This is a genomic window from Paucibacter hankyongi (assembly GCF_037482915.1).
Taxonomy (GTDB): Bacteria; Pseudomonadota; Gammaproteobacteria; order Burkholderiales; family Burkholderiaceae_C; genus Paucibacter_A; species Paucibacter_A hankyongi.
In genome coordinates this window covers 63,322-78,599 of the sequence record NZ_JBBHJX010000016.1, presented here as the reverse complement: position 1 = coordinate 78,599, position 15,278 = coordinate 63,322, and the positions used below count along the sequence as shown (strand labels likewise).

General features: G+C 65.3%; 12 protein-coding genes. 6 read left to right on the top strand and 6 right to left on the bottom strand.

Features of this window, described 5'->3' with window-relative positions:
- The first annotated feature begins 93 nt into the window (after positions 1-93).
- Positions 94-2,706 (top strand): diguanylate cyclase domain-containing protein, encoded by a 2,613-nt coding sequence (locus WG899_RS18855; protein WP_339597201.1) that lies wholly within the window; start codon positions 94-96, stop codon positions 2,704-2,706.
- Positions 2,707-2,733: 27 nt separating this feature from the next.
- Here the strand turns inward: WG899_RS18855 and WG899_RS18850 are convergent, their stop codons facing one another.
- The 5 genes from WG899_RS18850 to WG899_RS18830 form a co-directional block, all read right to left on the bottom strand.
- Entirely contained in the window at positions 2,734-3,240 is a 507-nt protein-coding gene (locus tag WG899_RS18850; RefSeq protein ID WP_339597200.1) for a 3'-5' exonuclease, read from the bottom strand.
- A gap of 91 nt (positions 3,241-3,331) precedes the next feature.
- On the bottom strand, positions 3,332-3,958 hold the full coding sequence (locus WG899_RS18845) for a hypothetical protein (RefSeq protein ID WP_339597199.1): 627 nt from the start codon (positions 3,956-3,958) through the stop codon (positions 3,332-3,334).
- 151 nt (positions 3,959-4,109) lie between these two features.
- The gene (locus WG899_RS18840; protein ID WP_339597198.1) at positions 4,110-7,085 is read right to left on the bottom strand and encodes an adenosylcobalamin-dependent ribonucleoside-diphosphate reductase; all 2,976 of its coding nucleotides are present in this window, start codon (positions 7,083-7,085) and stop codon (positions 4,110-4,112) included.
- 235 nt (positions 7,086-7,320) lie between these two features.
- Positions 7,321-8,316, bottom strand: coding sequence for a 2-dehydropantoate 2-reductase (locus tag WG899_RS18835; protein WP_339597197.1), 996 nt, complete (start codon positions 8,314-8,316; stop codon positions 7,321-7,323).
- 65 nt (positions 8,317-8,381) lie between these two features.
- On the bottom strand, positions 8,382-8,927 hold the full coding sequence (locus tag WG899_RS18830; RefSeq protein WP_339597196.1) for an Mpo1 family 2-hydroxy fatty acid dioxygenase: 546 nt from the start codon (positions 8,925-8,927) through the stop codon (positions 8,382-8,384).
- A gap of 109 nt (positions 8,928-9,036) precedes the next feature.
- On the opposite strand from WG899_RS18830, the gene WG899_RS18825 reads away from it, so the two are divergent.
- Complete coding sequence (locus tag WG899_RS18825; protein WP_339597195.1) at positions 9,037-9,819, top strand: hypothetical protein; 783 nt, start codon at positions 9,037-9,039, stop codon at positions 9,817-9,819.
- Here the strand turns inward: WG899_RS18825 and WG899_RS18820 are convergent.
- Positions 9,788-10,324 (bottom strand): GNAT family N-acetyltransferase, encoded by a 537-nt coding sequence (locus tag WG899_RS18820; RefSeq protein ID WP_339597194.1) that lies wholly within the window; start codon positions 10,322-10,324, stop codon positions 9,788-9,790. The genes WG899_RS18825 and WG899_RS18820 overlap by 32 nt on opposite strands.
- Before the next feature lie 224 nt (positions 10,325-10,548).
- On the opposite strand from WG899_RS18820, the gene WG899_RS18815 reads away from it, so the two are divergent.
- Genes WG899_RS18815 through WG899_RS18800 form a run of 4 tightly spaced genes read left to right on the top strand, consistent with a single transcriptional unit; the run spans position 10,549 to position 15,266 of the window.
- A complete protein-coding gene (locus WG899_RS18815) occupies positions 10,549-11,823 on the top strand; it encodes an efflux RND transporter periplasmic adaptor subunit (RefSeq protein WP_339597193.1) in 1,275 nt (424 codons plus the stop codon).
- Between the two features lie 40 nt (positions 11,824-11,863).
- Positions 11,864-12,589, top strand: coding sequence for an ABC transporter ATP-binding protein (locus WG899_RS18810; RefSeq protein ID WP_339597192.1), 726 nt, complete (start codon positions 11,864-11,866; stop codon positions 12,587-12,589).
- Positions 12,590-12,603: 14 nt separating this feature from the next.
- Positions 12,604-13,959 carry a TolC family outer membrane protein gene (locus WG899_RS18805; protein WP_339597191.1) on the top strand — a complete coding sequence of 452 codons (1,356 nt, stop codon included), beginning with the start codon at positions 12,604-12,606 and terminating at the stop codon, positions 13,957-13,959.
- Positions 13,956-15,266, top strand: coding sequence for an ABC transporter permease (locus WG899_RS18800; protein ID WP_339597190.1), 1,311 nt, complete (start codon positions 13,956-13,958; stop codon positions 15,264-15,266). The genes WG899_RS18805 and WG899_RS18800 overlap by 4 nt, the downstream gene beginning before the upstream one ends.
- Positions 15,267-15,278 lie beyond the last annotated feature (12 nt).

Sequence of the window (15,278 nt, the reverse complement as noted above, 5' to 3'; positions counted from 1 at the left end):
TGAGCTGGGAATTTGGCATGATCATCCTTGCTTGCAACGCGGCAAGACTTGCCCCAAGTCAATGCCGCCACAGCCAGCTCTGCCCAAGACCGCATGAACGAGACCCAGCGCCCATCATCCCCCGAGCCCGGCTTCTTCGCCAAGCAAGGCCGCTACGAGACCGTGGTCCCGTTTCTATCCATCGGTTTGGTGCTGTTATTGCTGTGGAGCTTTGTGGCCTGGTTCATCTGGGTCTACCCGGTCGGGCTGCAGAACGATCAGCGCCAGGAACTCGCCAGTGAAGCACAGACAGCCGCAGCGCAAACCGAAACCGTGCTGCGCCATGCCGAGAACAGCCTGCGCACCATCGACCTCTGGTTGCTGACGCGCGGGCGCGGCACGCCGCTGCAAGACGTCTCGCTGGCGCAATTGGCCGAAACCTTGCGCGACAGTTCGCGCGATATGGTCGATGTGATGTTGATCGACCAGCAAGGCAGCGTCTTCCGCATCCCCTCCTTGAACGGGCAGCCCTATGCGAATGTCGCAGGTCAGGAGTTTTTTGAACTGCTGAGCCAGCCATCCGCCGAGGGCTTGGCCATCGGCTTGCCTTTCAAGCTGCGCGAATCCAGTCCGCAGATCTTGCCGGTGGCCATCCGTTTGAGTGCGCCGGCCGACGGGCTGTGCATCGCCGTGGCGCTGATCGACCTGCGCCGACTCGGGCAGATGCATCAGCTGTTTGCCCATGCGCCGGACTCTGCGGTCACCCTGCTGCGTGGCGACGGCGTCGCCCTGGCACGCACGCCCGAATTGCCAGGCTTTGTCGGGCGCGATGTGTTTGGCCATGCAGCCCCGGGGCGCCGCGAAAGCTTCAACGGGCCAGCGGGCTGGTTCGTCACCGACGGTTCGGCCAGCGACGGCATCAAACGCGTCGGGGCCTTCAGAGCCTTGCAAGGCTATGGCGCCAAATTGCTGCTCTCGCAGGCCGAGAGCTCCGTCTTGGCCGAGTACCACTGGCAGCGACTGGTTGTCTTGTTGTTCAGCGCCCTGGTCAGCGCCGCAGCGCTGTCCTTGACCTGGATGCTGGCGCGATTGCAAGGTCGCGCCCGCGTTGAAGAGGCGCTGCAGGCGGCTGCGGCCGATGCCTCGCCGCTGGGCCTGTTTCGCTGCGACCAGCAAGGCCAAGTCATCTATGGCAACCAGACCTATCTGGACTTGCAGACCTTGCAGGCGGAGGAAAAAGCCTGGGGCTGGCTGCAACTGCTGCCCGCCAACAAACGCGAACTGGCCAAGGCCAACTGGCAGGCCATGATCGCCAAGGGCGAGCCGCTCAGGACCGTCGGGCGCATCACCCGCCGCGACGGCGCTAGCCGCTTGCTGTCGGTACGCACCGCACCACTGCGGGTGGGCGGCAAGCTGCTGGGCCAGGTCGGCACGGTGGAGGACATCACCGAACTGGCGGCGCAACAACGCGCCGTCCGCACCCTCAGCGACATCCTCGATCTAACGCCCGAATATGTCGCCCAATTCGATCAGCGCGGCCGCCTGATCTACCTGAACCCCGCCGCGCGCTTGCGCATGGATCTGGCCGCCGACGCTGACCTGGGTTCGGTCGATATCAAGCGCTTTCTGAGCGCAGAAACGCTGCAGGGCTTTGAAAACCAAGTCAGCAAAACCGCCAGCGAACAGGGGCAATGGCAGGGCCGGCGCAGCTTGATCGATGGCCAGGGCCGGACGATGATCTGCGAGTGCACGGTGATGCGGCATCGCGGCTCCAGCGACGCAAGCAGCACCATGTCGGTGATCCTGCGCGACATCACTTCCGACTTGCAGGCGCAACGCGAGCGCCAGCGCAGCGAGGCCATCCTGGCCGCCATTGCCCACACCTCGGAGGCCATGATCTCGGTGATCGACCTCGACGAACGCCTGCTCTTCATCAACCAAGCCTATCAACGCCACTTCCATCTCGAGCCCACGGGCTGGGTGGGCTTGCCCTTGCGCCAGGTGATCGGCGAGGCCGAATACGGCGCCCGACAAACCATTGTTCAACGCGCGCTGGCCGGCGAGACGGTCGGTCTGGAGCGAGAGTACGGCGAGCGCGAGGACCGCCAGGTGTTTGATGTGCAGTACTCACCGCTCTGCACCGAAGGCACGGCGGTTGAAGGCACCATCTGCATTGCTCGCGACATCACCGCCGCCAAGCGAGAAGAGCAGCGCCTGCGCGATGCCTCGCTGAGCTGCCCCTTGACCCAATTGCTGAACCGAGCCGGCTTTGCCCTGCATGCACAGGAACGACTGGAAGAGGTGCGGCACAAGGGCCAACTGGTGGCCTTGCTGTATCTGGATTTGGACCGATTCAAGCCGGTCAATGACCAGCATGGTCATCCGGTCGGCGACGCGCTGCTGCGCGCCGTGGCCATGCGCATACGCAATGCGCTGCGGCCCCAAGACCTGGTGGCCCGGCTCGGTGGTGATGAGTTTGCCGTCTTGCTGTCCGCCATCCATCAGGCCGAAGATGCCGCCGTGGTGGCGCACAAGATCGTGCACGCCATCGGCCTGCCCTTCATGATCGACACCGTGGAACTGCATATCGGCATCAGCGTTGGTTTTTGCGTGCGCCATGGCGCGCAGGCGGAGCTAGAGCATATGGTCGAAGTGGCCGATGCCAAGCTCTACGAAGCCAAGCGCGCCGGCCGCAGCTGCGCGCGCGGCAGCCTGCCGGAGCGTTGAGAACCCAAGGCTGGAAGGGGCGCGCCCTCAGGCCGCGCCGCGCATCGGCTGGGCCTGCTTCACACGCATCAGCGTCAGCTGCAAGACCATCGCATCACTGCTGGCGCGGTGACGACGTAACTGCGCTTCCGAGCGCACCTGATCCAAGGCCGGATGCCAGCATGCAGCCTCAGCCTCGCTGAGCAGCGAGCGGATATCGGCTAAGCGGAAACTCGGATTCATGTCGACCGCATCGAACAAGCGGCACAGCCAAGGATAGTCATGGCCCCAGGCATCGCAATAAACGGTTTGACCGGCCAGACGCTGATTGATCTGCTCGGCCACCCAGCGCGGCGGTTTGCCGTGCTGCCGCAGGATGTCACGGGTGATGCCATGCAACGCCTCGGCCGAGGCATCCCAATGTTGCCATTCCGGTTCGGGCTGGATCAGGCTGCAAAAAGCAGCACCACCAGCCTCGACAAAACCAATCTCGATCGGATAACTGCCGCGGCCGAAGCCGGAGGCTTCAACATCAAGAATGGTGGGCGGCGTCATGGTGGGCGGGCATCAAGACTGGCATCAAGGCTGACATTCGAGCCAAGTGTAAGCGCCTGTAAGCGATTGACGCCGGCAGTTCTAGGCCGATTCAGCCAGGGTTTTCGATGATTTGCTCACGCTCGAACAACTCGATCGCCGCCATCGCCACCTGCTGGGTGTCGTAATAAGCATAGGCACTGACCGCCGCAGCGCCCACCATCGGCACCCAACGCGACACACCTTTGTGCAAGACCCGCTGGCTCAGTTGCACGCCAACGGCCCCCACCACCCGCTGCATCAGCGCCGTCGTGGCCGGGCGCACCAACATCCGTTCACCGACGCGCACGGCCAGGTCACGCACCGCCTGCGCCGCCGTGTGGCGAAACAGGCAGTACAGCATTTGCGCCTGACCCAAGTCGGCAGAGCGGCCATACAAGGCCGCAATATCGGCCACCAACTGCGACTGGATGCGCCAGACCGCCGCCATCTCCGGCAGGATCGTCAGCCAACCCAAGGGGCCTGGCGGCAGCGCAAAAGCACCGGCCGCCATGGCGGCCTTCGAGGCGGCATCGGCAGCGGCCTTGCGTGCGGCCTGGGCCGTCAACGAGGGGGTCGCGCGCGGCAAAGCCTTCGACTCGGGGCGCGTGCCGATCAGCGTCAGCAAGGCATTCGACAGGCGCTCCGACATCTGCGCCTTGCCTGCTTGCGCCGGCAACATGGAATCACGGCTACTCATGGATATGCAACTCTACACGCCGTGACCCGCCGATGCTGGGCAGCCAGAAAGATGGCGGGCATACCGATCAAGGTGTGGGCGCCAAATCTGCGCCGAGCCGAATCAGGCGCCGGCCCGTCGCACACGATGCAACGGTCAGGCCCGAAGTCGCTCAGCCGCACTGCCCCACGTAACCGCAGGCGGTGCAGAAGTCGCAGCCGTCCTTGTGGATCATGGTGCTGTTGCCGCATTCCGGGCAGGGCTTGCCGGCCATGGCTTGCACGGTCGAGCCGGTCTTGACCTTGGCCACTGGCGCCTGCAGCAGGCCCATTTCGACCAACGGCAGGCCTTGCTCATCCAGCACACCCAGCATGGCGTAGCGATGGATGATCAGGCGCGCCACATAGGCTACGGTGGAGGGCCAGATCTGCTGGCGGCGCTCGCCGGTCAAGGTAGGCACCGGCGCCATGAAGTGACCGAGAGGCTCGCCCACATTCAACAGCTTGCGCAGCTTCATGCCGATCCAGGCCGGGTCCATCACCCGCATGTCCAGGCTCAGCAGGCGCGCCATGCCGTCCAGCGCCTTCGGGTAATTGCCCGAGAAGCCCATTGCGCAAGGCCGCGTCACAAAGCCGCCGTCCGGCGTCGGCAGGCTGACTTCCTTCAGCGTCAGCGTGAATTGTTCGTTAGTGGCCGGATTGTCCACATCGACCGCCCAGGCCAGCGTGCCCATGGTGCTGGTGCGCGGCTCCTCGCGGCTGAACATGGCATCGATCACCGGGGTCGGGCCGCCGTCCTGCAAGGCACCCAGTTGCTCACAGCGCCAGCGGATCACCGCGGCCGTGGCGGCCACCACGCCGGGGAAGAGGCGATGCTCGCCGCCCGGGGGAATCGGCATCTCGAAGGCGCGCTCCTCCGCCACGGTGGCCAGCGCGTCCAACTTCAGACGCAGCCAGGCGGCGTCATTGGTGCGCAGATCCATCGACAAGGTCTTGGCCACTGCGGCCAAGCCGCGCGGCTGCTCGGCGCCATTCACCCAGACCTCGAAGGGCAGGTTCTTGCCGAACAGGCCGGCGTCCGGTCCCTCGGCCGGCAGCTCGCCGACGAAGAGCGCGAAGTCGCCATGCGGGTGCCGGATCATGTAGCTCCAAGCCGGGTTGCCGCCGGGCAACTCGGGGCGGCTCGGCCAGCGCAGCGAGGCCAGCACGGCATTCGGCAGACGCGACACCAACATGCGCTGGTTGCTGCCATCGGCCGGCACCGGCTTGAGCGGCTCGGGCTTCTGCACCGCGGCGGGTTCAACGCTGAGCACCGAACCCAAAATGCTGTTGGGACGGTAGGTGGCCAGACCCTTCAGGCCGGCCTTCCAAGCCTGAGTGTAGAGGTCCTGGAAGTCCTCGTACAGATAGTCGGCCGGCACATTGACGGTCTTGGAGATCGAGGTGTCCACAAATGGCGCCACCGCCGCCACCATGGCCGCATGATCGGCCGCGCTCAGTTCCAGCGCGGTGACGAAGGCGGGTGTCAGCGCTGCATCGGTGCCGAACATATGGCGATACAGGCGCCAAGCGTGGTCCTCGACGGCGTACTCTTTGTAGCTGCCATCGGCCATGCGCTTCTTGCGCGTGTAGCTCCAACTGAAGGCCGGCTCGATGCCATTGGAGGCATTGTCGGCAAAGGCCAGGCTGATGGTGCCGGTGGGCGCAATCGACAGCAGGTGCGAGTTGCGCAGACCCTGCGTGCGAATCTTGTCCTTCAGGCCCTGCGGCAGGCGCGAGGCGAAGTTGCCGCCGGACAGGTACAGATCGGCATTGAAGAGCGGGAAAGCGCCGCGCTCAACCGCCAGATCGGCCGAGGCCTCGTAGGCCGCATTGCGCATCACTTCGCTGAGACGGCGCGCCACGTCGCGGGCGGCTTCGGTGTCGTAGCGCTGGTTCAGCATCACCAAGGTGTCACCCAGGCCGGTGAAGCCAAGGCCCACGCGGCGCTTGTTGCGCGCTTCCTGCTGCTGCGCAGGCAAGGGCCAGGGTGTCACGTCGAGCACGTTGTCCAGCATGCGGGTGGCCACCCGGCAGACCTCGGCATAGCCCTCTTCGTCGAAGCTGGCGTTCGGGCCGAAGGGGTCGCGCACAAAAGTAGTCAGGTTGACCGAACCCAGGCAGCAGCAACCATAAGGCGGCAGAGGCTGTTCGGCACAAGGGTTGGTGGCGGCGATCGACTCGCAGTAATAGAGGTTGTTATCGACGTTGATGCGGTCGAGGAAGAGCACGCCCGGCTCGGCATGGTCATAGGTCGAACGCATGACCTGGTCCCACAGCTCGCGCGCGCGCAGCTTGCGGTAGACCCACTGACCATCGGCGCGCTGATAGGCCCCGCCGGCACGCTGCTTTTGGCCCGGCTCGGCCTTGTGGGTCAGCTCAATTTCCGCGTCAGCCTCAACCGCCTGCATGAACTGATCGGTGACGCCCACCGAGATATTGAAGTTCTTCAGATCACCCTTGTCCTTGGCGTGAATGAACTCCTCCACATCGGGGTGATCGCAGCGCAAAACTCCCATCTGCGCGCCACGCCGGCTGCCGGCGCTCTCCACCGTTTCGCAGCTGCGGTCAAACACGCGCATATAGCTGACCGGGCCCGAGGCGCTGCTCTGCGTCGAACCCACCCAGGCGCCACGCGGGCGAATGCGCGAGAAGTCATAACCCACACCGCCGCCACGGCGCATGGTCTCGGCCGCCTCGGTCAAAGCGGTATAGATGCCGGGGTGGCCATCCTCATTGGAGGCAATCGAGTCACCCACCGGCTGCACAAAGCAGTTGATCAAGGTGGCAGACAAATCGGTGCCGGCGGCCGAATTGATGCGCCCGGCAGGCACAAAACCGCGCCGCTGGGCGTCCAGAAAACGCGCCTCCCACTCGGCCCGCGCCTCCGGTGCCTCGGCCTGCGCCAAGGCCCGCGCAATACGCTGGCGCAACTCGTCCAGTGTCTGCTCATCGCCCTTGGCGTACTTCTCCAGCAGCACCTCGGCGCTGATTTCCTGCGCTGGCAGGGCCGAAGCCGGAGCGACCGCCACGCGCGGCGTCGGGCTGCTGAAAATATCGCCTTGGGTGGCTGGGGCGGAAGCGCTTTTGGCGGGGCTGGGCGAGGTCATGCAGGTCTCCGGGAAGGCTGAATCTAAGTCGGTGCGCGATGGTGCCGGCATCTTAGCGAGCGCAAGTTGACCTTGGTCAGACCGACCTCAGCCCAGGCCCCTGCCGCGCATGCTGAGATACCCTGATTGTGAGCAGCCACTATCGGCCAAGCCCCGGTTTGGCCGCACTCTTGAAAGAGGAGCCGAGCCGCGAACGCACGCAAAAATATTCACCCGGCCGGCGCCGCGCCAGGCCTCAGAGCTGTGTTAGCGCGGTCCACAATTCCTGCGGACCATAGGGTCTTTGGCGCTGCGGCCAAGCCTGCAGCAAAGCCTGCATGCGCGCGTTCAAGGGGGCCGAACGGCCCATGCCGGCCGCCAACCGAACCACCTCGCCACACAGCGCGTCAATCTCGGTCGAACGCCCCAGCGCCAGGTCATCGGCCATGCTGGAACGGGCCTTGGCGTCGATCTTCAACATGCGCGCGGCCAGCAAGCGAAACAAGGGCGTGGGCAGGCGCAGCAAGTGAAGCAGCAAACGCGGCGGCAAGGGCGTCATCTTCTCGACCGCAAAACCAGCGGCCTCCAGCAAGTCCAAGGCCTCGCCCTGCAGGGCCGCGAAACAGCGCCGGTAGCCGCGCTGCAAGAGCTGGGCGCGCAAGGGCAGGCCCGACAATGCATTGACCGGGTTGTTCAGATTCAGCAGCAGCTTGCCCCATTGCAGCGCCCGCAAATCGGGCCGCAGCTGCAATTCAAGCCCCTGCCCCGCCAGGGCGCGGCGCAGCGCCAACAGCGGCAGCTCATCGGCTTGCCCCTGCACGGCCAGTCCGCCGACGGTGCCACGGTGGAACTGGCCCGGCCCGAGCTCGGCCACATTGAAAGGCACCATGCCGGCACGCCAATCCAGCCCCGGCGCGGCCTGCCGCCCGCGCTCGGCGTTATTCATGCCGTTTTGCATCGACAGCACCAGGCTGCCGGCGGGCAGCACCTGCTGCAGCAAAGCGGCCGCCTCAGCGGTGGCGCCGCTTTTCACACACAAGAGCGTGATGTCGGGCACCAGCCCGGCCGGCGGCGTGGCGTGCAGGTGCAGCGTGGCAGCCGGCAGATGCTGAATTCGCCCCTCGAGATCGCTGACTCGCAGGCCTTGCTCACGCAAACCGTCCAGCACGCGGGGCCGGCCCACAAAGTGCAGCGTGGCACCGGCCGCAGCCAGCACGCCGCCCAGATAGCAGCCGACCGAGCCGGCCCCCATCACCAAAATGGTCAGCGGGCGTGACGCGTCAGCTTTTGTATTTTGAGAGGCGGCGGCCGCCGCCCTCATGCGACCGGGTGAGCCAGATCGCGCAGATGGGTGGGGCCGGCGCGGCGTTCGATTTCGCCGAGCAAATCGCGCCCCCAACCGAGCGAGAACAAGGCCTCGCCGACGACAAACATGGGGCCGACCAAGAGGCCGACCAGATCATCGACAAAGGCCGGCTTCTTGCCCTCGTAATAGTGGCCGACGAACTGGATGATCCAGCCGAGCACAAAAGAGCCGATGCCCCAGGACAACCAGCTGCCTTGGCTGCCGGCAGCCAAGGGCTCGGCCAAGGCCATCAACAGGCCATTGACCACGCTAACGGCCAAACCCAAGACCAGATTGCCACGGGTCAGGTACCAAACCGTGCTAAGCCCCCAAAGCAGCCATGCCGCCGTCAGCGACACCCCGCCAACGCCGAGCTCGGCGCGCGCCAGCAGCACGCCGATCGCAAACACGATCAGGGGAATGCCAACGAAATGAGTGGCGATATTGCGCCGATCGCGGTGGTAGCTGGCGTACTGCACCATCAGGTCAAGCGCGGAACGAAAGGGGCTGGCGGCCATGGCGGTCTCCAAATCTAAGCTTTTATTGAATACCCATGATGCTAGTTCAGCACGGCAGGGGTCGACTGTCAAAATCGGGACATATTCTGTGGCTCATTTCCCGACACCGATGCTGACGTCCCGTTTGCGCGCACCGAACCGCCCCACGCGGCTGGCCCTGGCAGCCCTGCTGCTGAGCCTGCTGGCCGCCTGCGCGGCGCCGCAAGAACAGACAGTCAGGCAAAGCCTGGTCGACCCGGTTGGCCTCAAACAGGCCGACGCCTGGCCGCCCGAGCTGGCCGGCTTGCGCGCACAGGCCCTGAGCCTCGGGCAGCCCCCGCTGACGGTTGATGCGGCCGCATCCAGCGTTCGTATCCATGTGTTTCGCGCCGGACGGGCAGCGCGCCTGGGCCACAACCATGTGCTGAGCGTGCCCAAGCTGCATGGCCTGGTGTTGGCGCCGCCCGATGCCAGTGGCTCACTCGAAGGGGCCGCCTTCGAGCTGAGCTTCAGGCTCGATGAGTTGGAACTGGACGCGCCAGCGGCGCGCGCCGCGCTCGGCCCGGGCTGGGCCTCGCAGCTATCGGCCGAGGCCATCGCCGCCACCCGCGCCAATATGCTCGGCCCGGCCGGCCTGCAAGCCGAGGCCTATCCCTTGGTACGGCTACGCTCGCTCGAAATCCGCGGCGCCGCACCGAAGCTGTCGGTGCTGCTGGAGATCGAGCTGCATGGGCAAAGGCGCCAACAATGGCTGGCCCTGCACGCAGAGCCGCAGGCGCAGCGCTTGCAAGCACGCGGCGCCTTGGTGCTGCGCCAGAGCGACTTCGGCTTGACCCCGTTCTCCGTAGCCGGCGGCCTGCTGGCGGTGCAAGACGAATTGCTTATCGAGTTTGATCTGCTGGCGAAGCCTTGAAGACTTGCACCACGCCCTGCCACCAGCCTTCGGTCAAGCTATGCTCGGTGAAAGCCCCGCCCGAATAATCGGCAATTACGCGCCGCCAAAACTGCTGCGCCGCCAAGTTATCGGCCATCTGCCCGACCTCCCAGTCACCAGGCAGTGCCGAAAATACGCTGGTCGCGAACCGCACACCCAGGCCGAGACGGCGGTACTTCTTCAACACAAAGAACTGCGCCATCCAATGGGCTGCCCCGTGCGGCTGGCCGACCTTAAGCGCGGAATTGACCAGCGCAAAGCCGGCATAACGGCCATGGACGAGGGCCACGAAGGGATGCCAAGCTGGGTCGCGCCAATAGGCATCCAGCTCATAGCCATATTCGCCATGGGCGTCTAAATCCTGGTCCCAGATATCGGACAAATCATGCTGGTAAAGCTCCAGCATTCTGGACAAGGGCATGCGCTCCTCGGGCAAGGCTTTGCGGATTTGAACTTTAATGGCCGGATTGGCATTCATACGCATGCTTCGAAGTTGAGCAGCCATTGTCCGGGCAACTTGTCCGCCCTGTTTGTCCGCCCCTGTCCGAGGAGTGTCCGCGGACACTCGGAGCCGCCCTGCGACAACGCCAAGCCATTGATTTACAAGGGCACCGCGCCAACGCCGGGGCTGGCACGCGGCTTGCGATAGATAGGGTAGACACCGCCTTCAGCGGCCCCAACTCAAGCCACGGACCAGCCAGAGCCACCATGATTCGAGACACCTCGGCACAAGACCAAATTCTGCCCCCCAACTCGGGCCGCAAGCGCCGCCTGGCCCTCAGCGGCTTGGCCCTCGCCGCGCTCGCCCTCTTGGCCTATGGCGCGCCAAAAGTATTGGGACAGCTGAGCGGCGGCAGCTCGGTCAGCCTGAACCGGCTGTCGCTGGCCACCGTTGAAGTGGGTCCGCTGACGCGCGACATCGCCGCCGAGGGTCGCGTCGTGGCCGCCAACAGCCCGACGCTCTACGCCGGCAGCCCCGGCACGGTCGCCTTGAGCGTGCAGGCCGGCGACCAGGTCAAGCGGGGTCAGGTCTTGCTCAAGATCGCCAGCCCGGAACTGACGGCCCGGCTGGCGCAGGAACGCGCCAATGCCGACGCACTGCAAAGCGAGTGGCTGCGCGCCCAGGCCGATTCACGCCAGCAACGCGCCCAAGACCAAAGCCAGTTGGACACCGCCAGCATCAGCCACAAGGCGGCCGAGAACGAATTGGCCCGCCAAAGCCAGGCCTTCAAGGCTGGCGCCACCGCCGCCGCCCAGGTCGACCAAGCCCGCGACACCTTGGCCAAGGCGCAAGTGGCCTTGAAGCAAGCGCGCGAGCTGCTGGGCTTGAAGGACGATGCCGTCAAGTTCGAGTTGCAGGCCAAGCGCCAGGCCTTTGAGCGCCAGGCCCTGGTGGTCAAGGATGTGGAGCGCCAACTGGAAGAGCTGAATCTGCGCTCGCCGGTGGACGGTCAGGTCGGCCAGTTGTTTGTGATCGACCGCGCCAGCGTGGCCAAGGATGCCAAGCTGCTGTCGGTGATTGACCTCTCCGCCTTGGAGGTGCAAATCCAGGTGGCCGAGAGCCTGGCCCGCGAACTGCAGCCGAATATGGGCGGCGAAATCAGCGGCGGCAGCGATCAGCGCTGGAAGGGCCTGCTCAGCTCGGTTTCGCCCGAGGTGGTCAACGGCGAAGTCGCCGCCCGACTGCGCTTCGAGGGCAAGCAGCCCGAGCAACTGCGCCAGAACCAGCGACTCTCGGTGCGCATGCTGCTGGAGCATCGCGACAAAGTGCTGACGCTGTCGCGCGGCAGCTTCGTCGAGGAAGGCGGCGGCCATTTCGCCTATGTGCTGCAGGGCGACCAGGCCGAGAAACGCGCCATCCGTCTGGGCGTGCAAAGCCTGGCCAAGGTCGAGGTGCTGGAAGGCCTGAAAGCCGGCGAGCAGGTCGTCATCTCGGGCGCAGACAACTTCAAAGACGCCCCCCGCGTCACCATCAGCCGCTAAGCGGCTGCTGACCCCTACACATTCACAGGAGCCACACACCATGCTGAAGATGAAATCCCTGGCCAAGGTCTACCGCACCGAGATGGTCGAGACCTATGCCTTGCGCGACTTCAATCTGGAGGTCAAGCAAGGCGAATTTGTCGCCGTCACCGGCCCCTCGGGCTCGGGCAAGACCACCTTTTTGACCATCGCGGGTCTGCTGGAAGCCTTCAGCAGCGGCAGCTATGAGTTGGACGGCGTCGACGTCAGCCGCATGAGCGACGATGCCCGCTCGAAGATTCGCAATCAGAAGATCGGCTTTGTCTTCCAGGCCTTCAATCTGATCCCGGATTTGAACGTTCTGGACAATATCGAGGTGCCGCTGCGCTATCGCGGCATGGGCTCGGCCGAGCGCAAGAAGCGCGCCTCCGACGCCTTGGCTCGCGTTGGCCTGTCGGCCCGCGCCAAACATTACCCGGCCGAGTTGTCAGGCGGCCAACAACAGCGTGTGGCGATTGCCCGCGCCTTGGCCGGCGAGCCCAAGCTGCTGCTGGCCGACGAGCCGACCGGTAACCTCGACAGCCAGATGGCCCGCAGCGTGATGGAGTTGCTGGAAGAGCTGCACCGCGAAGGCGCCACCATCGTGATGGTCACCCACGACCCGCAACTGGCCGCGCGCGCGCAGCGCAATGTGCATGTGATCGACGGCCAGGTGGTCGACATCGCCGCCGAGTTGCGCATGGACCCCGCCCTGTTCAACAAGGGCGAGCACGCCCAGGTCGACTGAGAAAGCCGGTCTCGATGAAGAACGCAAAACGCTTGCTGGTTTTACTGCTGGCTGGCCTGGGCTGCGGCGCCCAGGCGGCCGGCAGCGACCTGCTCAGCATCTATGCCCAGGCGCGCGCCGCCGATCCGTTGCTGGCCGCGGCCGCGGCACAGCGCGGCATCCAGCAAGAGAGCGCCGGCCAGGCCCGCGCCGCCTTGCTGCCGCAATGGAGCCTGCAGGTCGAACAGAACCGCGCCGAAACCTCGGGCCTGGCCGGCCACACGCAGAGCAGCCTGCTCGGCAGCCGGATCAGCCAAAGCCTGATTGACGTCTCGCAATGGCGCACGCTGGAGGCCGAAAACACCCGCCTGTCGGCCTACGACGAACGCCTGCGCGCCGCCGAGCAGGACCTGTGCGCCCGGGTCGCTAACGCCTATTTCGGTGTGCTACTGGCCCAGGCGGGCGTGCTCACCACGCAGGCCAATGAGCGCGCCTTTGCCGAGCAGGTCAAGCAAGCGCAAGCACGCTTCGAAGCGGGCCTGTCGGCCCAGGTGGACGTGGACCAGGCGCGCAGCTTTCACCAACTGGTGCGCGGCAATGTGATCCAGGCCCAGCAAAGCTTCGCCGACGCGCAGCAGGCGCTGGCTCAGATCATCGGCCACGAGCCCGGCGCGCTGGCGACGCTGGCGCGCGAGTTGCCGGCGCTGCCGCCGCAACCGCAAGAACCGCAGACCTGGGTCGAGCGCGCACTCCTCAGCAACCCCGCCCTGAAGGCCAGCAGCTTCGATCTGGCCGCCAGTGAGCGCCGCATCGAAGCGGCCCGCGCCGGCCACCTGCCGACCCTGAAGCTGGGTCTTGATAGCGACCGGCGCAGCGGCTCCGGGATCGCGGACGGCATGAACGGCCGCACCCTCCACAGCGTTGGCGTGCAGCTGAATATTCCGCTGTTCGCCGGCGGTGCCACCGCCTCGCAGGTTCGCCAGGCCGGCTACCGGCGCGACGCCGCCCAGGGTGAGCAAGAGGCGACACGCCGCGCCCTGATCCGCGAGACGCAGGCGCAGTACCAAGCCGTGCTGTCCACCTTGGCGCTGATGGAAAGCAGCCGCTCGGCCGTCGCCGCCGCCGACCAAGCGCTGGCCTCCACCCGCGCTGGTCAGGCCCTGGGCACGCGCAGCATGACCGATCTGCTGCTGGCCATCCAGACCCAGGCCTCGGCGCAAAACGCCTATGAGCAAGCGCGCCATCACCATGTGCTGGCCAAGCTGCTCTTGAGCCAGGCCGCGGGCGCCTTGGATGAATCCGAACTGGCGGCGGCCAACCAATGGCTGCGCAGCGACACGAACAGCGACGCAACACCGGCTGCGAAGCAAGACCAAGGAGGTCAATCATGATGATGTTGAGCTATTACTTCGACTTGGCGCTGCGCAGCTTCAAGTCATCCCGCGGACTAACCGCGCTGATGCTCTTGACCATCGCCATGGGCGTGGCCGCCTGCATGACAACGCTGACGGTGTTTCATGTGCTGTCGGGCAACCCGATTCCGGGCAAGAGCAGCCAGCTCTTCAATATTCAATTGGATGCCAGTCCGATGAACGGCTACAAGCCTGGCGAGGAGCCGAATCTGCAACTGACCCGCTTCGATGCAGAAACCTTGCTGCGCGAGGCCCGCGCCGACAAGCAGGTGATGATGTCCGGCGGCAATATGGCGATCACCCCGCCACAGGCCGGGCAGCAGCCCTTCATCGCCAGGTCCCGCAATACCTCGGCCGACTTCTTCTCCATGTTTGAGGTGCCCTTCCTCTACGGCCAGGGCTGGACGGCGGCCGATGATGCGGCCGAGGCGCGCGTGGCGGTGATTTCCAAGGCCTTGAACGAGCGCTTGTTCGGCGGCGCCGACAGCCGCGGCAAAACCCTGCGGGTGCGCGACAAAGACGTCACCATCGTCGGTGTGATGAATGAATGGCGCGTGGTGCCGCGCTACTACGACCTGACCAACGGGCCTTTCTCCAAGATCGACGACATCTACTTCCCCTTCAGCACGGCGATGGCGCTCAAGTTTGGCATCTCCGGCAATTTCTCTTGCTGGGCCAGTCCTTCCGGTGGCAATGCCCGCGCACTCAACGCGCCTTGCTCCTGGATTCAATACTGGGTCCAAGTTGACAGCCCGGAGAAGGCCAGGAACTACCTCGCCTATCTGAACCAATACTCGGACCAGCAGCGCGCCAGCGGCCGCTTCGAGCGCCCCAGCAATGTGCGCATGCGCGATGTGATGGCCTGGCTCAAGCACAGCCAAGTGGTGCCCGAGGATCTGGGCCTGCAACTTTGGCTGGCCTTTGGCTTCCTGGCCGTGTGCTTGACCAATACCGTCGGCCTGCAACTGGCCAAGGCGCTGCGCCGCTCGGGCGAAATCGGCGTACGCCGCGCCCTGGGCGCACCGCGCCGGCAGATCTTTGCGCAGTTCCTGGTCGAGGCCGGCAGTCTCGGGCTGCTGGGCGGCCTCTTAGGCCTGGGCCTGACCTGGCTGGGCGTGCTGGCGGTGCGCAATGGCGCCAGTGACTACGCTGCCCTGATCCAGATGGACGCGGTGATGCTGGCCACCACCCTGGGCCTGGCCCTGGCCGCCAGCCTGATTGCCGGCATCCTGCCCGCTTGGCGTGCTTGCCAAGTGACGCCGGCCCTGCAATTGAAGTCTCAGTAAAGACGGAAGTAA